The organism is Psychrobacter sp. PSP (assembly GCF_024085615.1).
GTDB lineage: Bacteria > Pseudomonadota > Gammaproteobacteria > Pseudomonadales > Moraxellaceae > Psychrobacter > Psychrobacter pacificensis.
The window spans coordinates 57,906-81,381 of the sequence record NZ_JABLTF010000020.1; the positions used below are offsets into that span (position 1 = coordinate 57,906).

The following is a 23,476-nucleotide window of genomic DNA, read 5'->3' on the forward strand; positions in this document are numbered from 1 at the left end:
ATCACTTTAAATCTATACCCTATTCTAAACGTTAAGGCAGACTATTTTATGAGCATGAACGCTGACGATTTGATCGCATTTTTACAGACTCACTTCCCAGACGCTTTTATCCAAGCTGCCAATCAAGGCAATAAATTTGACGTGCGCGTGGTTGATGCAAGCTTTGAAGGCAAACGCGCCGTTCAACGTCAGCAAGCCATTTATGCGCTGGTTAATGATAAGATTGCGAGTGGCGATATTCACGCCCTCAATATTCAAGCGCTAACGCCTGCTGAGTGGGACGCTCAATCAAAAGGCTAATTATATAGCTATCTATCTAACTGGCAATCGAAGAGTTCGTTTAACAGACATAAGGATTCTTTACTGCTCGTTTTCACCATTTTCTATACTCATCGCTAGGTTGTCACCTTTATGGATCAATTTTTAATCACTGGTAGTAGTCGTATCGCAGGGGAAGTTACTATTTCAGGTGCCAAAAATGCCGCCTTGCCATTGCTTGCTGCGATGATATTGGCTGAGACGCCAACGACATTGCATAATGTGCCGTCATTAAAAGACGTACGAACATTGATTGAATTGATCAGTGGCATGGGGATTGATATCCAAAAGCAGGGCGATACGGTCACTTGTGATACCAAAACTATTGATAACTTTTATGCGCCGTATGATTTGGTAAAAACCATGCGCGCGTCAATTTTGGTATTAGGTCCATTACTGGCGCGTTTTGGCGAAGCTGAAGTGTCGTTACCAGGTGGCTGTGCGATTGGTTCACGTCCTGTTGATCAGCATCTAAAAGCGTTTGAAGCGATGGGTGCGGTAATCAGCGTAGAGAACGGTTACGTGAAAGCGCAAGCGCCTAAAGGTGGTAAGCTGATTGGTTGCCACTTCTCATTTGATATGGTGACAGTTGGCGGTACGGAAAACGTCATCATGGCAGCGGCATTAGCTAAAGGCACGACCGTTTTGGCTAACTGTGCATTAGAGCCAGAAGTAGTCGATTTAGCCAATATGCTGGTTGCGATGGGCGCCAAAATCAGCGGCATCGGTACTTCGACGATGACCATTGAAGGGGTCGAACGTCTACACGGTTGTGAGTATTCAGTGGTACCGGATCGTATTGAGACAGGCTCATATCTTGCTGGTGCCTTGATGACTCAAGGGGATGTGTTGACCAAAAAAACTACAGCCTCTTTATTGTACCCAGTGCTTGAGAAGTTTGAAGCGATGGGTGCAGTGATCACCACAGGTGATGACTGGATTCGCGCGCAGATGAAAGGTCGTCCAAAGCCAGTGGATATTCGGACTCAGCCACATCCAGGTTTTCCAACAGACATGCAAGCTCAGTTGATGGCGATTTGCTGTCTGGCTGATGGGACCAGTACCATTATCGAAAACATCTTTGAAAACCGCTATATGCACGTACCTGAACTAAACCGCTTGGGTGCATCTATCCAAGTGGATGGACATACTGCGGTGATCAGAGGTGTCGAGAACTTTACGGCGGCACCAGTTATGGCAACAGATTTACGCGCTTCTATGTCACTGGTGATGGCGGCTGCAACGGCAGAAGGCGAGAGCTTGATTGACCGCATTTATCATATTGACCGTGGTTATGAGCATGTCGAAGACAAGCTGCGTAGCCTTGGTGTGAATATCCAGCGTGTCAATACCAACGGCTAATACTGATAGGTCAACCGTAGTTTATACATGAATTACGTTATACATTAAAACTTCCCTTGAATGGGGAAACTAACTGCATATGGACACGATGTCATTATGACTGAGACAAGCAAACCTGCACCAGCCGATGGTCTACTAAACGAAGTAAACGATGCGTTTTCAGGTCTAACGTTGGCGTTATCAAAAGGCCGTATTTTAGAAGAGACGATGCCACTGCTACGTGCAGCGGGTGTTGATCTTTTAGAAGACCCTGAAGCCTCGCGCAAACTTATTTTTCCAACCTCAAACCCAAATGTACGTGTATTAATTTTGCGTGCAAGCGACGTACCAACCTATGTCGAGCACGGTGCGGCTGATTTTGGTGTAGCAGGTAAAGATGTGCTGCTTGAGCATGGCGCGAACCACGTGTATGAACTGCTTGATTTAAAAATCGCTCAGTGCAAATTGATGACCGCTGGCGTAAAAGACGCACCACTGCCCAATCGTCGTCTGCGTATCGCGACCAAATATGTCAATGTAGCGCGCGCTTATTTTGCGAGCCAAGGTCAGCAAGTTGATGTTATCAAGCTTTACGGTTCAATGGAGCTGGCACCATTGGTGAGCTTGGGCGATTTGATTGTCGATGTGGTTGATACGGGTAATACCCTACGCGCGAATGGACTTGAAGCGCGCGATCATATTTGTGATGTGTCATCACGTCTTATCGTCAATCAAGTCAGCTATAAGCGCAAATTTGCGTTACTAGAACCCATTTTAGATAGCTTTAAAAACAGTATTGCCAATGCCTAGTAAACCGGTGTCAATCATTGGTAATATAAAGCATGGTGATACGAATTTTTAAACCAGTTTAGCGCTCTATGTCTGTCATAGCGTGCTACACTGGTTTTGTTGTATTAGCTTGCGAAAAAATAAAATCACCGTAAAATTTAGACAAGAAGACAGCCAGTAAGTCGCCATATTTGTGAATAATAAGCATACTTTAGTTATATTCACGCCGTTTATTTTCAGCAGTATTTTATGCTCAGATATAGGATTAGGTCATGCGCCAGTTAAGTACCCAAGATGCCGATTTTGACAATCAATTGACACAACTGCTTGCCTTTGAAACCGTCAATGATGCTGAATTATTGCATGCCGTTGACGATATCATCGCACAAGTACGTGCGGATGGTGATAGCGTCGTATTGGCATTAACTCAGCAATTCGATCAGCATCCAGCGACAACGATGCAAGAATTAGAGCTGTCTAAAGAAGCACTTGCCGACGCATTTACCAATCTGGATGAGAATGTAAAAACGGCATTGACCACAGCAGCTACTCGGGTACAGACTTTTCATGAGCGCCAAGTACAAGAAACGTGGCAATATGAAGATGAGCTAGGCAATCGCTTAGGTCAAAAAGTCACGCCACTTGATCGCGTTGGTATTTATGTGCCGGGTGGTTTGGCATCTTATCCATCATCAGTATTGATGAATGCTATTCCTGCCAAAGTAGCTGGGGTTACTGAAGTTATCATGGTCGTGCCAGCACCTAAAGGCGTGCTTAATCCATTGGTATTAGCAGCCGCTCATTTGGCTCAAGTTGACCGTGTCTTTACCATTGGCGGCGCACAGGCGGTAGCAGCTTTAGCCTACGGTACCGAAACCATTCCAGCGGTGGATAAAATCACAGGGCCGGGTAATAAGTATGTCGCGGCAGCCAAACGCGCAGTATTTGGACAAGTCGGCATTGATATGATTGCAGGCCCCTCAGAAGTGTTGGTATATGCAGAGGGTGAAGCGCAAGATCGAGCTGATTGGCTCGCGATGGATTTGTTGTCGCAAGCAGAGCACGACCGTATCGCTCAAGCTATCTTTGTGACGACCAGTGAGGCGCAGTTAAAAGAAGTCGAGTTAGAGATAGAAAGAGCACTCGCTGAGCTGCCAAAAGCAGATATCGCGCGTGACTCGCTGCAAAATCGTGGTGCACTTATTTTGGTAAAAGATCGTAGCGAGGGTATGGCACTGATTAATCGTATTGCTCCTGAGCATTTGGAGTTATCCGTTGATAACCCTGATGCATTGTTAGATGATATTCGTCATGCGGGTGCTATCTTTATGGGTCGTCACACGCCTGAAGCGATTGGCGATTACTGTGCAGGACCGAACCATGTATTGCCAACCTCTGGTACTGCGCGCTTTTCTTCACCTTTAGGTGTCTATGACTTTCAGAAGAAATCATCAATTATTTATTGCAGTGAATCCGGCAGCAAGCCATTGGCTGAGACGGCTGATATTTTAGCGCAGCGAGAGGACTTAGAAGCCCATGCGCGCTCAGCCCGTTATCGTTATCAGTAAGATATTTTGAGCGTCTTCATTTTTACTTTTGATAGATATTTTTAATAGTCTGTATGGCTAATTAGTAGGATAATTTATGAGTGAGACAAAGATAGATAATAGGCTGTGGTCGTCTAAAGCACGCAACTTATCACCCTATGTACCGGGTGAACAGCCACAGCATAATAACTTGTGCAAACTGAACACCAATGAAAACCCATTTCCGCCCTCACCAAAAGTAGGAGAGGCAATCGCTAAAGTACTCACCCAGCAAGCGCAAGAGCTGCGTTTATATCCGGCACCTGAGTCCAATGACCTGCGTGCTGCATTGGCACAAGCATATGACCTTGATGTCAGCCAAGTGTTTGTCGGTAATGGCTCAGATGAAGTATTGGCGCTTATATTTGCCAGTTTCTTCCTAAAAGAGCGTCCGCTTTTATCACCTGATATTGGCTACAGCTTTTATCCTGTCTATGCACAGACTTTTGGTGTGCATCTTGTCAAAATCCCATTAGAAGACGATTTTAGTATTGATCCTGATGCTTATCGCCAGCCTTGTAGCGGTATCATCATTGCCAACCCAAATGCGCCAACAGGTTTACTCCTATCACTTGCTGATATCCGTAAGCTAGCCAGCGAGCATTCTAATGCCGTGATTGTAATTGACGAGGCATACATTGATTTTGCGCAGGCTGATGCAGACAGTACAGGCTCGCAAGTCTCAGCGGTCAGTTTAATCAATGAGTGTGACAACGTTATCGTGACGCAGACCTTTTCAAAATCACGGTCACTTGCTGGTTTACGTGTTGGGATGGCCTTTGGTAGTGCTTCGTTGATTGAAGCATTGACGCGTATGAAAAATAGCTTTAATAGCTATCCACTGGATAAGCTAGCGCAAGCTGGTGCGACGGCAAGTGTGCTAGATGTGGATTATTTTGAGCAAACGCGCCAACAGGTTATCGATTTGCGTACGTCATTGACCGAAGAGTTGACGGCGCTAGGCTATAAAGTATTGCCCTCGCATGCCAACTTTATCTTTGCCCGTCCAAAAGATGGTAATGCAAGTGCTGTGGCGAGTGCATTGCGTGATCAAGGGATTATCGTTCGCCATTTTGATAAGCCGCGCATTAGTGAGTATTTGCGTATTACTGTTGGTACCGCCGAGCAGCATGAGCGCTTGATTGATACGCTAAAAGAGCTGCATACAGAGACTAGCATGACGGCTGATTAATGGTTTACCTGCTTGTGTAGTAAATGCTATCGATAAGTACCAAAAAAGCCTGCTAGCGCAATGTTAAGCAGGCTTTTTTCTTTAGAGGCCAGCGCAAAATAGTATTTCAGTCGTTTATACTTTTTTCGCCAACACCGCCAGTAGATTGCCTACCTTATCTAAGCACTCTTGATATTCAGCATTACAATCAGACGCGACCGTAATACCGCCACCCGCCCATAGATTTATGTGTTTTTCTTTATTAAATTCATCAGTTAATGAAGCACCAGCTTGCAATGTACGAATGAGTACATTCCATTGACCACTGCCATCAAAATTCATATAACCCATGGTGCCGCAATAAGCACCGCGTGGTGTAGACTCTAATTCAGCGATGATTTCGACCGCGCGTTTTTTGGGCGTGCCTGTGATGGAGCCAGCAGGCAGACTACCAAACAGTACAGTCAACGGGTGAGTGTCAGTTTTTAGCTCAGCAGTGATGGTACTGACCATATGATGCACGTTACTAAAGCTCTCAATCGCAAACAGTTGCGGTACTTTTACGCTACCGATTTTGGCATATTTACCCAAATCATTACGCAGTAGATCCACAATCATGACATTTTCGGCACGGTCTTTTTCGCTATCGACCAGTTGTTGCTTATACGATTCATCTTGCTTGTCAGTGGAGCCACGAGGCATAGTGCCTTTGATTGGCTTGGTCAGGATATGGTGCTTATCAGTCACTTTGTTTTTGGTAAATGTAAAGAACAGCTCAGGCGAGCAGCTTAATAACTCAAAACTGTGGTTAAAGGTATCAACGTGCTCAACGCTCGCACCATCAACGCTTAAATAGCCTGCAAAAGGTGCTTTAGTATTATGATGTAGCGCAGGCAGATAATCGATAAGCGCTGAAGTTGGTTGAGTCGCATCGTTTTTATATGGCAGATAGCCCGACCACTTTTGCGTCAGGTTGATTTGATAGCAATCGCCTTGCTGTAGATAGTCTTGAGTACGATCAAATGCTTGCTGATAATCACGCTTACTCCATCGTGCCGTTAGGACGACAGGTATAGTATGTGATGTGTGCTTAGATTGTGCTTGATTGAGATATTTGTCGGACAGCTTTTTATCCAGTTCATCTAGGTAGGATGTCAGAGCAACTATGAACTCATCTTTTGACTTGTTGCCGACAGCTTCATTAGAGCTGCTATTGGTTTGAATGCTTTTTAGCTCCCAACCGGTATCAGTATTGGCAGCAGGTGTTAGATAGATATCGTAATGCCCTAATGAGGCACAAGGCTGATTTGCCAATTCGATTCTGTCTGCAGGACTTAACTCATAAGCAGCGATATCGTAACCGATAAAACCAATCAGACCATGATGATAACAGGGTTTTGTGCTTTTCGGGTTTACGTTATTTGAGCTATTATTATCGGTATCATAAGCTTTGCTATAAGCAATAAGCTCATTTTGCCATTCTAGATAACTCATATAGGCTGTCATGGTATTTTCGCTATGAGTAGAGCAGTTATCACGGCAGTTTTTAACCACTCTATAAGTATTGACTGAATCTTTAGAAGGTTTTTGATCAGTTGGATAAACCGACCAGCTGACTTTAGGCAGCAAACCAATTACTGGTCGTCCATCATTATTTAACCAAGCCAATTGCCAATTTGCTGCATCATCTTGGTTAAGTAAATGGCGTCTTAGCTGTGGCATTAATTCAGCCGCTGACAAATCACCAAAACGCCAGCTAGATTTACTAGCTGGCGATGGCGCAGAATCTGTCTGCTTAGTTATCGTTTGATTTGGTGCGAGCATGGTTTAAGCGTCGAATTTTTTGATGATGAGCGTGGCGTTAGTACCACCAAAGCCGAAGCTATTGCTCATCAAGGTTTCAAGGTTTGATTCACGCATCTGGGTAACAATATCGAAACCTTCAGCTGCAGGATCTAGGTTGTCAACGTTGATGCTCGGTGCGATAAAGCCGTCTTGTAGCATAAGTAGGCAGTAAATCAGCTCTTGCGCACCGACAGCACCTAAGCTATGACCAGTCATGGATTTGGTTGAGCTGATAGCCGGTACTTTACTGACATCATTATCAAAGACTTTGGCAATCGCCTTGAGTTCAGTGATATCGCCCAGCGGTGTGCTGGTGCCGTGGCTATTGATATAATCAACGCTTTCTAGGCCAGCTTCAGCTAAGGCTTGTTGCATACAGCGTACAGCGCCTTCGCCACTTGGCGCAACCATCTCGGCACCATCAGAGGTAGCACCGTAACCCACGATTTCAGCCAAGATATTGGCGCCACGTGCTTGAGCATGCTCTAAACTTTCTACCACAACCATCGCGCTACCAGCAGCAATCACAAACCCGTCGCGATCTTTATCATAAGCTCTTGAAGCGAGTGTTGGCGTGTCGTTATATTGAGTGCTCACTGCACCCATCGCATCGAACATACAAGACTGTGTCCAATGCTCAGCTTCACTACCACCAGCCAATATTACATCAGCTTTACCCAGTTGGATAAGCTCAGCGGCATGACCGATACAATGAGTCGAGGTTGCGCAAGCAGAGGAAAGCGAGTAGGAGACACCTTGGATTTTTAGACCAGTGGCTAGGGCTGCTGATACTGAGCTGCCCATGGTTTTAGGTACAGCCATCGCACCGACACCGCGTAGACCTTTTTCACGCATGGCATCCACAGCGTTCACGATGTTTTCTGTTGACGCACCGCCTGAGCTTGCGACCACACCCACACGTGGATTGTTATTAATGGTGTCAAGTGACAGTCCTGAATGTTCAATGGCGTTTAGTGCACTGACATAAGCGTACAGACTGGCATCACTAAAAAAGCGTTTGAGTTTACGATCGATACCACTAGTATCTAGTTCTGATTGATTGATACTACCGCTCACGTGTGATTTAAACTCGTGCTCAGCGTAAGAATCATTATATGTGATACCAGATTGCCCTTCTTTGAGAGCGGTAGTGACAGTGTCTAGATCATGTCCGATACAAGAGACAATCCCTGCTCCAGTGATGACGACGCGGCGCATATGCTATTCCTTATGAGTAACGACTTGCTAGCAATTGGTTGCAATAATCGTTGTAAATCTATATGTAATGTTTAACGATGAATGAATTTGAGCATTATAATGAAAAAACAGCCTATGTAGATAACGATAGCATGAATTTAGCTAACGCCAGACTATTAAAGACGATAACGCCAGACTATTAAAGACAATGTCATTTCAGTGTACAATTATGCTCTCACTTACGGCACATGATAACGTATCAAGCAGTGAAAATCTTTGGACAAGTGTAAAATAATGGCGAAATAGCCTCTATCGCTACAAGGTAATGAGAAATTGAGTGGCTATGAAACCTTGTTGTTTGAGCAATCGCTTTATTGTTTATGAAAAACAATGTGGGCAAGCTAAATGCTATGGTTAAGTCGGACAAAAATTAAGTTGTACTTTTAGATACAAAATTTGTGATTGCGATAACATTGTTCGCACTGACAGGAACGGCCTTGACTTATTACACTGATAGCTTGAAGATTAAACACATTCATATCACTATTACTAAAAAAATTATTCATCACATTATTATTCATCATATTAAGGACATCACAATGGCAAAGCCTAGCACTCTTTCAAAAAGTATCAATACTATTGGCTCTTTCACACGCAACAACCTAGAGCGCGTGGGCTCCATGATTGATAGCATGAATGCCAAAACAGGCAAACCGCGCCAATATAAAGCGGTAGATTTAGGCGATGAGGATTATCAACAAGACTTATTTCGTGAGCAAACCTTAAAGGCTACGCAGCAATTATTAGGTCCACGTTTTGCTACTTATGGCAAATATGCCAAAAAAGTCGTACCAAACAGCTTTTTTCAATCGACAGTAGATAGCGCGTTTGCTCAAGTTGCGAAACTTGCATCAAACTGGAGTCAATTAGACTTACCGAACGAGCATCGCTTTGCCAATATTGCTACTTTAGATGATGAAGAGCGTTATGCACTTGCAACTGACATCGCTAACCAAAATCGTGCACTTGCAGCAATGGGCGGCCTTACGGGTCTAGCAGGGCTGCCAGGTCTACTTGCTGATACCTTATGGCTATTATTGGTATCTCTACGTACTGTCTACCAAATTGCAGCTATATACAATAAGCCGCTCACAGGTAAACAAGGTGTGAAAATGGCATACGAATTGCTCTCAAGTGCCGATCTAAGCAAAATGCAAGAAAAACAAGCATTGCTAGCAGGTATGGGTATCGGTAAAGGTTTGCTGGATAATGCTCAGAGCCACGGGTTGCATAGCGAGCTGAAGAACTTGGGTCTAAAAAATCAAAACGTAAACTACTATGCTGAGCAAATAGACAGTATTGCTAGACAAGTAGGAATTGATTTGGACAAAATAAACCTATTATGGGTTCGCCGTTTTATTCCCGTTACAGCAGTAGCCATCGGCGTACATTATAACAGTCAGTTGATTGATGAAGTGATTGGCGTTGCTAAAGCGACTTTTGCGCCAGAGGCAAAACTTGCCAATCGTGCCATTACTGATGACAGTAGTAGCGAGGCTGAAGTAAAAAAAGCCAGTAATAACGATGCGCAGAAAGACACAGAAAAGACAGAAGAAAATAGCGATACAGAAGAAACCAGTAGCAAAAAAGACTCAGACAAGCAAACGTCTGATAAAAAAGCCAAGTAATAGACATATTATTTGCTAGTTAGGTTGTATATTAATAAGCAAAATGGTATTTATTTTGGTTCGGTTGAATAGGGTGACTTGAAATCAGGATAAATACCACCACTTAGTTACTATCAAGTAGCATTTATATTCGAATATCTTTTCTTAATGATGCTTGAGGTTGCCTTGTTTACTTTATTTATGACGCTGTTTTTCGGCGAAAAAACGATAAAGTGATATAATGCGAGGATGAATGCATATCTATCAAATGTTGTAAAGCGAAACCATTCATAAGTGGTTGAAATAGCAGCAACAACTCTTTATAATACACTGTCCTAAAAATGGGTGCCCAGAAATCTGCAATTATTGTCAGATAGATGGTGCATTGGCCCATTTTTTTGTTTTATACCAAACGGGAGAAGGATGCCTTATGGCAACAACTAACCAATTGATTCGTAAAGGTCGCAAAACCATCAAGGAAAAGTCAAAAGTTCCTGCGTTGGAAGCGTGCCCACAGCGTCGCGGTGTATGTACTCGTGTATATACTACCACGCCAAAAAAACCTAACTCTGCCATGCGTAAAGTATGTCGTGTACGTTTGACTTCAGGCTATGAAGTATCAAGCTATATCGGCGGCGAAGGTCATAACCTACAAGAGCACAGTGTTGTTCTAATCCGTGGTGGTCGTGTGAAAGATCTACCAGGTGTACGTTATCACACTGTTCGCGGTGCATTAGATTGTGCAGGCGTTAAAGACCGTAAGCAAGGTCGCTCTAAGTACGGTGCTAAGAAGCCTAAAGTTTAATAACTAAACGTTATTAACAAAGCTTTTTGTACTACCCAATAACTGTGCATGGGTTTGGTGTCAGTAGTCATATTACTTTTATATAAGTGATTTGCTCTTAAAACATACCACCATGCAGTAAGGCTAACTGATAACTCGCTGCTATACCCTAATGATGAGTAGTCGATGTTGTGAATGTTAGACACTCCTGAAGATAAGGAAATTTATTATGCCAAGACGTCGCGTCGTTGCTGCCCGTGAGATCCTACCGGATCCTAAGTTTGGTAGCCAAACTGTTGCAAAATTCATCAACCATGTAATGAGTGATGGTAAAAAATCTACTGCTGAGCGTATCGTTTACGGTGCACTTGAGACAGTAAGTGAGAAGCGTAAAGTTGAAGATCCAGTATCTTTCTTCGAAGAAGTGCTTGAAAATGTACGCCCAATGGTAGAAGTAAAAGCTCGCCGCGTTGGCGGTGCAACCTATCAAGTACCAATGGAAGTACGCCCCTCCCGTCGTACTGCCTTGGCTATGCGTTGGTTAGCTGAAGCTGCTGCTAAGCGTTCTGAAAAATCAATGGCTTTGCGTTTAGCTGGTGAATTGAATGATGCTGCTGATGGCAAAGGCGCTGCTATGAAAAAGCGTGACGAAGTTCACCGCATGGCAGATGCTAACAAAGCATTCTCTCATTACCGTTTCTAAGCTACTTTTTAACAGTAGCTTGAGATTAATAGCTCATACTCATTAATCTTACATTGTTGTTTATTCTATTGATTGCCGCCATCATCATTCGGTCATATATAAATGTTATTTATTAATGACTGGGGTGGCGGACATCTATCAAGATGTCTCTCTTAACAAGTATGACTTTCATCCTTTCATTAGAGAACATCCCAAATTTGATGCCACACTATTCTTAGTATTTGCTCTTTTTTTGTCCGTATTAGGCTCAATAATCAGTAAGTAATATTACGAAGCTGAACGCTTTGTCATAGAGTATGAGGTAGAGACACAATACATTATTATATACACGACTTTTCCTAGGAAAACACTATGGCTCGTAAAACTCCCCTAAAACGCTATCGCAATATTGGTATTTCAGCGCACATCGATGCTGGTAAAACGACCACTACTGAGCGTGTTTTATTCTATACCGGTGTTAGCCACAAAATTGGCGAAGTACATGATGGCGCAGCCACTATGGACTGGATGGAGCAAGAACAAGAGCGTGGTATTACTATTACCTCAGCAGCAACAACTTGTTTTTGGTCAGGTATGGCTAAACAGTTTGCCGAACACCGTATCAACATCATCGATACCCCAGGTCACGTTGACTTCACAATCGAAGTTGAACGTTCTATGCGCGTACTTGATGGCGCTTGCATGGTTTACTGTGCAGTAGGCGGCGTTCAGCCACAGTCTGAGACCGTATGGCGTCAAGCGAATAAATACAAAGTACCACGTCTTGCATTTGTAAACAAAATGGACCGTGTTGGTGCTGATTTCTATCGTGTTATCGAACAGATCAAAACCCGTCTTGGCGGCAAGCCAGTACCATTGGTTATTCCAATTGGCAAAGAAGATGACTTCGAAGGCGTTGTTGATCTAGTGACTATGAAAGCTATCTATTGGGACGAAGCGTCTCAAGGTATGCAGTATGATGAGCGTGATATCCCAACTGAACTACAAGACAAAGCGGACGAGTATCGCGAGTACCTTGTAGAAAGTGCTGCTGAAGCCAATGAAGAGTTGATGAACGAATATCTAGAAAACGGTGAGTTGACTGAAGAGCAGATCCACAGTGCTATTCGTCAGTTGACTATTGATAACGAAATCATCCCACTTCTTTGTGGTACTGCCTTTAAAAACAAAGGCGTACAAAAGATGCTAGATGCGGTTATCCAGTATCTACCAGCACCAATTGACGTACCTGCTATTAAAGGTATTCTTGATGACAAAGACGAAAGCGAAGGCAGCCGTGAAGCATCAGATGAAGCACCTTTCTCAGCACTAGCGTTCAAAATCATGAACGACAAGTTCGTTGGTAACTTAACCTTCGTACGTGTTTATTCTGGTGTCATGAAGCAGGGTAGCAGTGTTTATAACCCAGTTAAAATGAAGCGTGAGCGTGTTGGCCGTATTGTACAGATGATGGCAAACTCTCAAGAAGAGCTTGCAGAGATTCGTACAGGTGATATCGCAGCCCTAGTCGGCATGAAAGATGTAACGACTGGTGATACGCTATGTGACGAAGACAACGTGATCACGCTTGAGCGTATGGAATTCCCAGAACCAGTTATCTCTCTAGCGGTTGAGCCAAAGACCAAAGCTGACCAAGAAAAAATGTCAATCGCGCTTGGCCGTTTGGCAAAAGAAGATCCATCGTTCCGTGTACACACTGACGAAGAATCTGGTCAGACGATTATCAGTGGTATGGGTGAGCTGCATCTAGAGATTCTTGTTGACCGTATGAAGCGTGAATTCAACGTTGAAGCAAACATCGGCGCACCTCAGGTTGCTTATCGTGAGACGATTCGTAACACTGTTGAACAAGAAGGCAAATTCGTACGTCAAACAGGTGGTCGTGGTAAGTTTGGTCACGTATGGTTACGTCTTGAACCACTTGATCCAGCTGGCGACACTGAATATGAATTCGCTGAAGAAGTTGTTGGCGGTGTGGTACCAAAAGAATTCCACGGTGCTGTTGATAAAGGTATCCAAGAGCGCATGAAAAACGGCGTACTTGCAGGCTACCCAGTTGTTGGCGTAAAAGCGACTTTGTATGATGGTTCTTATCATGACGTTGACTCTGATGAATTGTCATTTAAGATGGCAGGTTCTATGGCCTTCAAAAAAGGTTTCTTAGCAGCTGATCCAGCGCTACTTGAGCCAGTGATGAAAGTAGAAGTTGAAACACCTGAAGACTACATGGGCGACATCATGGGCGATCTTAACCGTCGTCGTGGTTTGGTACAGGGTATGGAAGACCTACCTGGTGGCACTAAACAGATTCGTGCTGAAGTACCATTAGCGGAAATGTTTGGTTATGCCACTCAAATGCGCTCTATGTCACAAGGCCGTGCAACTTATTCAATGGAATTCCAAAAGTACGTTGAAATTCCAAAATCAGTTGCTGCTGAAATCATCTCTAAGTACAACTCTAAAGATGATGACGAGTAAATAAAACTTACTAAAGGTGACAATATAGAGTATCTCTGTGTATTGTCACTAAAGAATCGGCCAATAACTTGTTAAAAGACTTGTTATTGGTCGCAATTTTCTTATAATATCTGCACATTAGTATGTGTAACCTTTTAACAATTATCTTAAGGTGACCAAGATTTTCTTAATTGTCATATTTATATGAATTAAGCTTTGGAACCAAAAAAAAGAGGAAATACCCATGGCAAAGGCCAAGTTTGAACGTAGCAAGCCACACGTCAACGTCGGTACCATCGGACACGTTGACCATGGTAAAACCACCCTTACCGCTGCAATCGCAACCGTAGCTTTCGTGAAGGTGGCCGTACTGTAGGCGCTGGTGTTGTTGCTAACGTATTGAACTAAGACTTAAGTCTCAGTAATGAGATTATGAATTAGTCATAAAAAAGCCACCCTATCTAGGGTGGCTTTTTTTTGGAGGTAAATAGGGGTATTTGCAGCATTAGATCTAAGTTTTGGTAAAATGGTTCTTTTGATGGAGTGACTTTTGATACTGGCTATTTATTTATAATGCACTGTATTGTAATTTGCCACATAGCTTGCTATATTAGCGCTGCATTTAACGTGTATGGTTAATCTAAACCATAACGAGAAAGCCTATAATTAATATAGTGACTTTTGATAGATGTAATATCAGGTAAAAATTAACAATTTTACCGCCAAAGGCTTGCATTCTATGCTGGATATTGTATAATGCTGTCCTTTACATCCATAGGCGATTGGCTCAATTGGTAGAGCATCGGTCTCCAAAACCGAGGGTTGTAGGTTCGAGTCCTACATCGCCTGCCATCTTCTTATCTCATCTTTGTTGTACCCCATCATCTCCGAAGCGAGTTCTTTATGAGCAATAATCAAGATAACCTCGAGACTAAGTTATCTGATGCCAAGGCGGTTGCTGGTGGAATGCTGTCTAAAGATAAGCACATCTCAGCGAGCGGTACTTCTGCTGTTGAAGTTGCTAAGACTGGCTCAATCAAAGATTTGATTTTGTGGCTACTTACCGCAATTGTTTTGATCGGTGCGACTCTCGTTAATCAATATCTACCAGGCTATTGGCAACCTGCCAACGATGTCTGGGTACGTATTGGTATTATTGTTGCACTTGTTTTATTTGCATTAATTTGCTTGGCGCTGACGCATCAAGGTCGTGCTTTTAAAATATTATTAAGAGACGCAGGTGTTGAGCTTCGCCGAGTGACATGGCCAGGTAAAGACGAAACCTTTCAATACACATGGCAAGTCATTGTCGTAATCGGAATTGTTGGGTTTTTTATTTGGTTATTAGATAATTTCTTTAATTGGTTCGTTGGTATCTTTATCGGTTAATAGCACGTATTAGTGACTATTAACGAGAGATTTACTTATAACGACTTATTCATAATGATCAGGAGCGTGATATGCGTTGGTATATTGTCCAAGCGTTTTCAGGATATGAAAAACAAGTACAACGTTCGTTAACTGATCGTATTAACCGTAGTGACTTTGCTGAGTCATTCGGTGATGTACTGGTTCCTACTGAAGAAGTCGTCGAAATGAAAGACGGCAAAAAGCGTAAGAGTGAGCGTAAATTCTTTCCAGGTTATGTATTGATCCAGATGGAGATGAACGATAATACTTGGCACATCGTAAAAGATTGCCCTCGTATTATGGGCTTCGTTGGTGGCACGCCTGAGATGCCTGCACCAATTACGCAAGTAGAAGCGGACCGTATTTTGAACCGTTTGAACCAGACTGAAACTGACCCACGTCCTAAGACGCTATTTGAGCCAGGCGAAGAGTTATTGGTTATCGATGGTCCATTCACTGACTTTAAAGGGTTAGTAGAAAAAGTGGATTATGAGAAGTCTAAACTACATTTAACGGTAAACGTATTTAATCGACCTACGCAGGTTGAGCTTGAGTTTAGTAAAGTTGAAAAACTAGACTAAATCAGCAAAAAGTTAATCAACCGGGGAGCTGTTAGTCAACTAGGTATATGTCATATCACGTTGATTTGGCGCTATCACCCATTTAGGAGAGTATCATGGCTAAGAAGATTGATGGTTACATCAAACTGCAAGTGCCTGCAGGCAAAGCAAATCCTTCACCACCGATTGGTCCAGCTTTGGGTCAAAAAGGCGTGAACATCATGGCGTTCTGTAAAGAATTTAACGCTGCGACCTCAGGCCAGGAGCCAGGTCTACCGATCCCAACTGAGATCACAGTATATAACGATAAATCTTTTACCTTCATCATGAAGTCACCACCAGCTGCGTACTTACTACGTAAAGCTGCTGGCATCGCTAAAGGTTCAGGTACACCGAACACTGCTAAAGTCGGCAAAGTGGACCGTGCACAACTAGAAGAAATCGTTAAGACTAAGAATGCAGATTTAACGGCTGCTGATCTTGACGCTGCTGTCCGTACCATCGCTGGTACTGCACGTTCAATGGGTATTACCGTGGAGGGTGTATAATGTCTAAGCTAACCAAACGTCAAAAAGAAATTCAAAGCCGTGTTGATAACGAAAAACAATACACGCTAGAAGAAGCTGTTCAAATCCTAAACGATTTGCCAGCGCTAAAATTCAAAGAGTCTATCGATATTGCAGTAAACTTGGGCGTTGACCCACGTAAATCTGACCAAGTCGTTCGCGGTGCAACCAATCTACCTGCTGGTACTGGTAAAACTAAACGCGTTGCTGTATTTGCTCAAGGCGCTGCTGCTGAAGCCGCTAAAGAAGCTGGTGCGGACATCGTTGGTTTTGAAGACCTAGCAGAAGAAATCAAAGCCGGTAACATGGACTTTGATGTTGTGATCGCAGCTCCTGATGCTATGCGTGTTGTTGGTCAATTGGGTACGATCCTAGGTCCACGTGGTCTAATGCCTAACCCTAAAGTTGGTACGGTAACGCCAAACGTTGCTGAAGCTGTGACTAATGCGAAAGCGGGTCAGGCTCAGTACCGTGTTGATAAAGCTGGTATTATCCATGCAACTATCGGTCAAGTTGGTTTCACTGCTGAGCAAATCGAGCAAAACGCGCAAGCGATTCTTTCTGATTTAAAGCGTGCTAAGCCTGCTACTTCTAAAGGTACTTTCATCAAGAAAATCACCTTGTCTAGCACGATGGGCCCTGGTCTAACGATTGACGCTGTTCCTTATCGTACTGCAAAATAATTAAAGTCTCTATTTTTGAGTACTTGAACTTCAAGTATTTTGAATGTCGAGCACATACTATATTCAAAAATTAGGTCAGCGTAGTATTTGCTACGCTGTCTAAGACCGTAGGTAGAGAGTGGTTTAGCGTCATAAGTGACAATTTTCGAATGGTTAAATATGACACTGAGTCACTTTTGTTAATCGACGACAGATGAAAATCTTAGTTGTCCTACGCAGACGGTGGCCCACACAGTTTAAGACACGAGCGAATAGGGCGGTAAGGTTATTTATATAATCTTCAAACTATTACTCAACGTCATTCTGATAACGGTGCCGTAATCAGTCGTTACCAGTAGATGCTTTTTTTATTAATTGAATCCGCTGGTAATGTGTCGTATCAAGTCAGTCCTAGCTTGAAATTTAAGCTTGCAGAAATTTCGATTTTTAGCGCTTTTATGATAAGCAGATTGATAAGATTAAAGGAGTCAACTTATGGCATTAACGCTAGAGCAAAAACAACAAGTTGTGGCTGAAGTGTCTGAAGTTGCTGCTAATGCTTACTCAGCAGTAGCTGCCGAATATCACGGTATTGGTGTTGCACAGCTTACTCAGCTTCGCGTACAAGCCCGTGAAAAAGGCGTCGTTTTGAAAGTGGTAAAAAATACCCTGGCAAAACGCGCTTTTGAAGGCACTAAGTTTGAGAGCATGTCAGACCGTATGACTGGTCCACTACTTTTGGCTTTCTCTATGGAAGACTTGGGATCTGCCGCTCGAGTCGTTTTCGACTTTAGCAAAGACAACAAAGCTTTAGAGACCAAATTAGTATCAGTCGGTGGTGAAGTTTATGGTCCAGAAGAGCTAGAGCGCGTATCGAAGCTACCAACTCGCGACGAAGCAATCTCTATCTTGATGGCTACTATGAACGCACCAGTGACCAAGCTTGTCCAGACTATGAACGCTGTTCCTGGCAAGTTCGTTCGCACTGTAGCGGCAATCAAAGACGCAAAAGAAGCTGCTTAATTGCTTGTTTTAACGTAACTTTAACATTGCTAATTTTGGTTGAATTTTATTGCCACATTCGGCAATCAATCAAAGCGATATTAAAATCAATTAATTTTTATCAGATAACGGAGAGTTCTCATGGCACTATCTAAAGAAGATGTGTTAAACGCAATCGCTGAAATGTCAGTAATGGACATCGTTGAGCTAATCAGCGATATGGAAGAAAAATTCGGCGTAACTGCTGCTGTTGCTGCTGCTGCACCTGTTGCTGCTGCTGCTGGTGGCGCTGCTGCTGCTGAAGAAAAAGACGAGTTTGACGTTGTTCTTGCTAGCTTCGGCGACAAGAAAGTTGGCGTAATTAAAGCCGTACGTGAAGCAACTGGTCTTGGCCTAAAAGAAGCGAAAGATTTGGTTGAAGGCGCTCCAGCTCCAATCAAAGAAGGCGCATCTAAAGCTGAAGCTGAAGAGTTGAAAAAGAAACTTGAAGAAGCTGGTGCAACTGTTGAACTAAAATAAGTTTAACACTGTACAGAAAAAAAAGCTGGTAATGCCTTGCATTGCCGGCTTTTTTTTATTATAATTCGTAGCTTGACCTTTTGTGTCTGCCAACATACGTATGCATTAACGGTGGATACCCATCAAAAGGACAGACGATATACATGCAAGTACACATACCAGTTTTTAAAATCAGTTAATATCAGCTAAACGTCTGTAGATGTTTGGCATTTTTTTGTGTCTGCATGCTTTCCTATCAACACTATAGTTTATACTGATTCTTAAAGTTATAGTTACCCCAATTATTAATCCTGAAAAAAGCGGTATTCTGAAAAAGCTGGTGATCATAAGTTGCCTACTTGGTGTGGCATGACTGTCGATATTAAGTCTTATAGACAGTTTGCATGTGTAGGGAACATAGTTCGGTAATAAGCAGTCTAGATGGCAAGTGGCTTATATGCAATCTTAATAGACGTTATTTTCCAGCAATGTATTTGTAAATTAAGCCTCATAGGCAATGCATTATAGATTATATAATATTGAATTTTTTGGTTGCAACAGTCATATAGATTGATTCACTTACCATGAATTTAGCAAGCAACGACGAGATTAAGTGAAGTGTGCTAGGTAAGCACTGATGAGTAAAGTAGTAATTGACAGAAAAGACATGAACTGAACACGAAAACCCGTTTTATATTATCGTTTACGTCGCTAAGTGTGCATCGTATTTATGCATATTGGCCACGCTTTTAATTTGTTTCCACGTTTACTGTAAGGACTCTCGATGGCATATTCTTATACTGAAAAAAAGCGTATTCGCAAAAGTTTTGCTGAATTGCCCACTGTAATGGACGTTCCCTATTTACTGTCTATTCAAGTAGATTCTTATGAGCAATTTTTGCAAGAGCATAAAAAGCCAAAAGCTCGTGAGAATACTGGTTTGCAAGCTGCGTATTCCTCTATTTTCCCAATTGAGAGTCACTCTGGTAACGCGGAGTTGCAATTTGTTGAGTACTATTTAGGTACGCCTGAATTTGATGAGCGTGAGTGTATCTTACGTGGTTCAACGTTCGCGGCGCCGATGCGTGTCAAAATTCGTTTGATCATCAAAGATAAAGATAGCAAAGATAAAGATAGCAAAGCCGCTATCAAAGATATCCGTGAGCAAAGCGTTTACATGGGCGAGATACCTTTGATGACGGCGAACGGTACTTTCATTATTAATGGTACTGAGCGTGTTATCGTATCTCAGCTACATCGTTCACCTGGTGTGTTCTTTGACCATGATAAAGGTAAGTCGCATTCAAGTGGTAAAGTGCTTTATAACGCGCGTATTATCCCTTACCGTGGTTCATGGTTAGACTTTGAATTTGATGCAAAGGACTTAGTCTTTGCTCGTATTGACCGTCGCCGTAAGCTATTGGCGTCTATCATTCTACGTGCACTTGGCCTGACTACATCTGAAATTCTAGATTTGTTCTTTGATAAAGTTGCTGTTTATAAAGCTGAAGAGACGTTTGAAATTGATCTAGTTGCTGATCGTCTACGTGGCGAAATGGCGCAGTTTGATATCGTATCACCTGAAGGTGACGTTATTGTAGAGCAGGGCAAACGTATTAACGCACGCCGTATCCGTCAGCTTGAAGAAGCAGGTATGACGAAAATTGCTGTGCCTGATGAATACCTATATGAGCGTATTTTAGCTGAAGACATCGTTGTTAATGATGAAATCATCGCTAAAGCGAACACGCCAATCGACCACGAGTTATTGGTGAAATTGAACTCATTTGAAGCCAGTGGTGCCATCAAAGAGTTCAGCATTTTGTTCACTAACGATATCGACCAAGGCAGCTATATTGCTGATACGCTACGTGCTGATAGCACCTCAACCCGCGAAGAAGCATTGATCGAAATCTACAAAGTTATGCGTCCAGGTGAGCCGCCAACGGTTGAAACGGCTGAGAAACTGTTTGAGAGCATGTTCTTCAACGCCGATCGTTATGACCTATCTAACGTCGGTCGTATGAAGTTCAACCGTCGTCTTGGTCTGCCATTTGAAAACACCGATGACCCAGACGTACAACGCGAACGCAGTGTATTGACCAACGATGATATCGTTAATGTTCTAAAAGAACTTATCGAAATTCGTAACGGTCGCGGCGATGTCGATGATATTGACCATCTAGGTAACCGCCGTATTCGTTCAGTGGGCGAGATGGCAGAAAACCAATTCCGTGTTGGTCTAGTACGTGTTGAGCGTGCCGTAAAAGAGCGTTTGAGCTCAGCAGAGTCAGACAACTTGTCACCACAAGATTTGATTAACTCTAAGCCAGTAGCGGCTGCGGTTAAAGAATTCTTTGGTTCAAGCCAGTTGTCACAGTTTATGGATCAGAACAACCCATTGTCTGAAGTTACCCATAAGCGCCGTGTATCAGCGTTAGGACCTGGTGGTCTAACTCGTGAACGCGCAGGCTTTGAAGTACGTGACGTACATGATACCCATTATGGCCGTGTATGTCCTATTGAGACTCCTGAAGGTCCAAACATTGGTCTGATCAACTCACTAGCGACATTTGCTAAAACCAACAGCTTTGGCTTCTTAGAAACGCCATATCGCCGTGTGGTTGATGGTAAAGTGACTGATGATATTGAATATCTATCAGCAATCGAAGAAGTCGGTACTGTTATTGCACAGGCTGACTCTCCGATGACTGAGGATGGCGCGTTATCTGACGAGATGGTCAGTGTACGTAGCTATGGTGAATTTGTTCGTATGCCGCCAGAAAAAGTGACGCATATGGATGTATCACCAAGTCAGGTAGTATCGGTTGCAGCAGGTCTGATTCCGTTCCTAGAGCATGATGATGCTAACCGTGCCTTGATGGGCTCGAACATGCAGCGTCAGGCGGTTCCTACCCTGCGTGCTGATAAGCCATTGGTAGGTACCGGTATGGAGCGTCACGTTGCTCGTGACTCAGGTGTTTGTGTCATCGCTAAGCGTGGCGGTGTGATTGAAGATGTTGATGCATCACGTATCGTGGTTCGTGTCAACGAAGACGAGATGGTTGCTGGTGAAGCGGGTATTGATATCTATAACTTGATCAAATACACGCGCTCTAACCAAAACACTTGTATCAACCAACGTATCATCGTTAACCAAGGTGACGAGATTGCTTTGGGTGATATCTTGGCTGATGGTCCATCAACGGATCTTGGTGAGCTAGCACTTGGTCAGAACATCCGCATCGCATTTATGCCGTGGAATGGTTACAACTTTGAAGATTCAATCTTACTATCTGAAAAAGTCGTAAAAGAAGATCGTTTCACTACGATTCATATCCAAGAATTGACTTGTGTGGCTCGTGATACCAAGCTAGGTACAGAAGAGATCACGGCTGATATTCCAAACGTTGGTGAAGCCGCACTATCAAGTCTTGATGAAGCAGGTATCGTCTATATCGGTGCTGAAGTTGATGCTGGTGATATTCTCGTTGGTAAAGTGACGCCAAAAGGTGAAACGCAGCTAACGCCAGAAGAGAAACTACTACGCGCTATCTTTGGTGAAAAAGCGGCGGATGTGAAAGACACTTCACTACGCGTACCAACTTCAAGTAAAGGTACGGTTATTGACGTACAGGTTTTCACCCGTGATGGCGTTGAAAAAGACGCACGCGCAAGAGCGATTGAAAAATCGCAGCTTGATAGCTATCGCAAAGATTTGAAAGAAGAGCTACGTATCTTTGAAGAAGCGGCTCGCGGTCGTATTAGTACTCTACTAGATGGCCAAAAAGTCAGCGGCGGTGCTGGTCTAAAAGCCGGTACGGTTATGGCATTGGCTGATATGAAAGATATGAGCCTTGAAACATTGCTTGATATCCAGCCAGTAGAAGAAGAAATCTCTGAGCGTCTGACGCAAATCTCTGATTACTTGGTTGATAAGCAAAAAGACATCGATGTGAAGTTTGCCGAGAAAAAACGCAAATTGACTGCTGGTGATGACTTACAACATGGCGTACAAAAAATCGTTAAAGTATATCTAGCGGTTAAGCGTCGTATTCAGCCTGGTGATAAGATGGCTGGTCGTCATGGTAACAAAGGTGTGGTATCGCGCATCATGCCAGTTGAAGACATGCCTTATGATGAAAATGGTAATACAGTTGACATCGTATTGAACCCACTTGGTGTACCATCTCGTATGAACATTGGTCAGGTTCTAGAGACGCATTTGGGTATGGCAGCGAAAGGATTGGGCGAGAAGATTGATGGTATGCTCAAATCTCAAGCAGCGATCAAAGAGCTACGTGACTTCTTGGACAAAATCTATAACCAAGTAGGCGGTGAGCAAGTTGATCTTGATAGCTTAAGTGATGATGACATCATGGCGCTAGCAGACAACTTACGTGGCGGTGTACCAATGGGCACAGCAGTATTTGACGGCGCAAAAGAAAGCCAAGTCAAAGACCTGCTTGAGCTTGCTGGTATGGATCGCGATGGTCAGCAGACATTATATGATGGTCGTACAGGTCAGAAATTTGACCGTAAAGTGACCGTGGGTTACATGTACATGCTCAAGCTTAACCATTTGGTTGATGACAAAATGCATGCGCGTTCAACGGGTTCTTACTCTCTAGTCACGCAGCAGCCACTCGGCGGTAAAGCGCAGTTTGGTGGTCAGCGCTTCGGTGAGATGGAAGTGTGGGCATTAGAAGCATACGGCGCGACTTACACGTTGCAAGAAATGCTAACGGTGAAGTCGGATGACGTTGAAGGCCGTACTCGTATGTACAAAAACATCGTTGATGGTGAGCAGTATATGGATCCAGGCATGCCTGAGTCGTTCAACGTACTGACCAAAGAAATCAAATCATTGGGTATTAATATTGAGTTAAAACAAAGCAACTAGCCCGTTGTTTAACTTAG

Annotated in this window: 18 protein-coding genes, 1 tRNA gene and 1 pseudogene; 18 read left to right on the forward strand and 2 right to left on the reverse strand. The window is 43.3% G+C overall.

The features are described 5' to 3' along the window. The first annotated feature begins 48 nt into the window (after nt 1–48). From HL061_RS10150 to hisC, 5 genes are all read left to right on the forward strand, one after another. Entirely contained in the window at nt 49–300 is a 252-nt protein-coding gene (locus HL061_RS10150) for a BolA/IbaG family iron-sulfur metabolism protein (RefSeq protein ID WP_058025509.1), read from the forward strand. A gap of 111 nt (nt 301–411) precedes the next feature. Then, nucleotides 412–1,680: a UDP-N-acetylglucosamine 1-carboxyvinyltransferase gene (gene murA / locus HL061_RS10155; protein ID WP_058025508.1), complete on the forward strand. Its 1,269-nt coding sequence runs from the start codon at nt 412–414 to the stop codon at nt 1,678–1,680. A 96-nt stretch (nt 1,681–1,776) separates the two neighbouring features. Continuing rightward, nucleotides 1,777–2,469: an ATP phosphoribosyltransferase gene (gene hisG / locus HL061_RS10160; protein WP_252962793.1), complete on the forward strand. Its 693-nt coding sequence runs from the start codon at nt 1,777–1,779 to the stop codon at nt 2,467–2,469. 251 nt (nt 2,470–2,720) lie between these two features. Further along, nucleotides 2,721–4,016, forward strand: a complete 1,296-nt coding sequence (gene hisD / locus HL061_RS10165; protein ID WP_252962794.1) for a histidinol dehydrogenase — start codon at nt 2,721–2,723, stop codon at nt 4,014–4,016. A gap of 76 nt (nt 4,017–4,092) precedes the next feature. Beyond that, nucleotides 4,093–5,226 carry a histidinol-phosphate transaminase gene (gene hisC / locus HL061_RS10170; RefSeq protein WP_240365484.1) on the forward strand — a complete coding sequence of 378 codons (1,134 nt, stop codon included), beginning with the start codon at nt 4,093–4,095 and terminating at the stop codon, nt 5,224–5,226. A gap of 114 nt (nt 5,227–5,340) precedes the next feature. On the opposite strand, the gene HL061_RS10175 is transcribed toward hisC, so the two are convergent. Next, entirely contained in the window at nt 5,341–7,029 is a 1,689-nt protein-coding gene (locus HL061_RS10175; RefSeq protein ID WP_252962795.1) for an anthranilate synthase component I family protein, read from the reverse strand. 3 nt (nt 7,030–7,032) lie between these two features. Further along, nucleotides 7,033–8,268, reverse strand: a complete 1,236-nt coding sequence (locus HL061_RS10180; RefSeq protein WP_240365483.1) for a beta-ketoacyl-ACP synthase II — start codon at nt 8,266–8,268, stop codon at nt 7,033–7,035. A gap of 578 nt (nt 8,269–8,846) precedes the next feature. Between HL061_RS10180 and HL061_RS10185 the strand changes: the two genes are divergently transcribed. The 13 genes and pseudogenes from HL061_RS10185 to rpoB all read left to right on the forward strand — a co-directional run bounded on the left by HL061_RS10185 (nt 8,847) and on the right by rpoB (nt 23,459). Then, a complete protein-coding gene (locus tag HL061_RS10185) occupies nt 8,847–9,935 on the forward strand; it encodes an EcsC family protein (protein WP_071002916.1) in 1,089 nt (362 codons plus the stop codon). 409 nt (nt 9,936–10,344) lie between these two features. After that, nucleotides 10,345–10,719 carry a 30S ribosomal protein S12 gene (gene rpsL / locus HL061_RS10190; RefSeq protein WP_011281154.1) on the forward strand — a complete coding sequence of 125 codons (375 nt, stop codon included), beginning with the start codon at nt 10,345–10,347 and terminating at the stop codon, nt 10,717–10,719. A gap of 208 nt (nt 10,720–10,927) precedes the next feature. Beyond that, the gene (gene rpsG, locus HL061_RS10195; protein WP_057761735.1) at nt 10,928–11,401 is read left to right on the forward strand and encodes a 30S ribosomal protein S7; all 474 of its coding nucleotides are present in this window, start codon (nt 10,928–10,930) and stop codon (nt 11,399–11,401) included. A gap of 351 nt (nt 11,402–11,752) precedes the next feature. Then, a complete protein-coding gene (gene fusA, locus HL061_RS10200; RefSeq protein WP_071002917.1) occupies nt 11,753–13,879 on the forward strand; it encodes an elongation factor G in 2,127 nt (708 codons plus the stop codon). Nucleotides 13,880–14,102: 223 nt separating this feature from the next. Next, nucleotides 14,103–14,207: pseudogene (locus HL061_RS10205) on the forward strand (GTP-binding protein); the annotation flags it as partial. A 427-nt stretch (nt 14,208–14,634) separates the two neighbouring features. Then, nucleotides 14,635–14,710, forward strand: a tRNA-Trp gene (locus HL061_RS10210). Nucleotides 14,711–14,761: 51 nt separating this feature from the next. Then, nucleotides 14,762–15,247 carry a preprotein translocase subunit SecE gene (gene secE, locus HL061_RS10215; RefSeq protein ID WP_240365480.1) on the forward strand — a complete coding sequence of 162 codons (486 nt, stop codon included), beginning with the start codon at nt 14,762–14,764 and terminating at the stop codon, nt 15,245–15,247. Between the two features lie 71 nt (nt 15,248–15,318). Next, nucleotides 15,319–15,849, forward strand: coding sequence for a transcription termination/antitermination protein NusG (gene nusG, locus HL061_RS10220; RefSeq protein WP_071002919.1), 531 nt, complete (start codon nt 15,319–15,321; stop codon nt 15,847–15,849). A gap of 95 nt (nt 15,850–15,944) precedes the next feature. Next, complete coding sequence (gene rplK / locus HL061_RS10225) at nt 15,945–16,376, forward strand: 50S ribosomal protein L11 (protein ID WP_071002920.1); 432 nt, start codon at nt 15,945–15,947, stop codon at nt 16,374–16,376. Beyond that, on the forward strand, nt 16,376–17,077 hold the full coding sequence (gene rplA / locus HL061_RS10230) for a 50S ribosomal protein L1 (protein ID WP_071002921.1): 702 nt from the start codon (nt 16,376–16,378) through the stop codon (nt 17,075–17,077). The genes rplK and rplA overlap by 1 nt, the downstream gene beginning before the upstream one ends. Before the next feature lie 474 nt (nt 17,078–17,551). Further along, nucleotides 17,552–18,079 carry a 50S ribosomal protein L10 gene (gene rplJ / locus HL061_RS10235; RefSeq protein ID WP_071002922.1) on the forward strand — a complete coding sequence of 176 codons (528 nt, stop codon included), beginning with the start codon at nt 17,552–17,554 and terminating at the stop codon, nt 18,077–18,079. A 120-nt stretch (nt 18,080–18,199) separates the two neighbouring features. Continuing rightward, nucleotides 18,200–18,577 carry a 50S ribosomal protein L7/L12 gene (gene rplL, locus HL061_RS10240; protein ID WP_071002923.1) on the forward strand — a complete coding sequence of 126 codons (378 nt, stop codon included), beginning with the start codon at nt 18,200–18,202 and terminating at the stop codon, nt 18,575–18,577. A 763-nt stretch (nt 18,578–19,340) separates the two neighbouring features. Further along, nucleotides 19,341–23,459 carry a DNA-directed RNA polymerase subunit beta gene (gene rpoB, locus HL061_RS10245; protein WP_071002924.1) on the forward strand — a complete coding sequence of 1,373 codons (4,119 nt, stop codon included), beginning with the start codon at nt 19,341–19,343 and terminating at the stop codon, nt 23,457–23,459. The last annotated feature ends 17 nt before the right edge of the window (nt 23,460–23,476 follow it).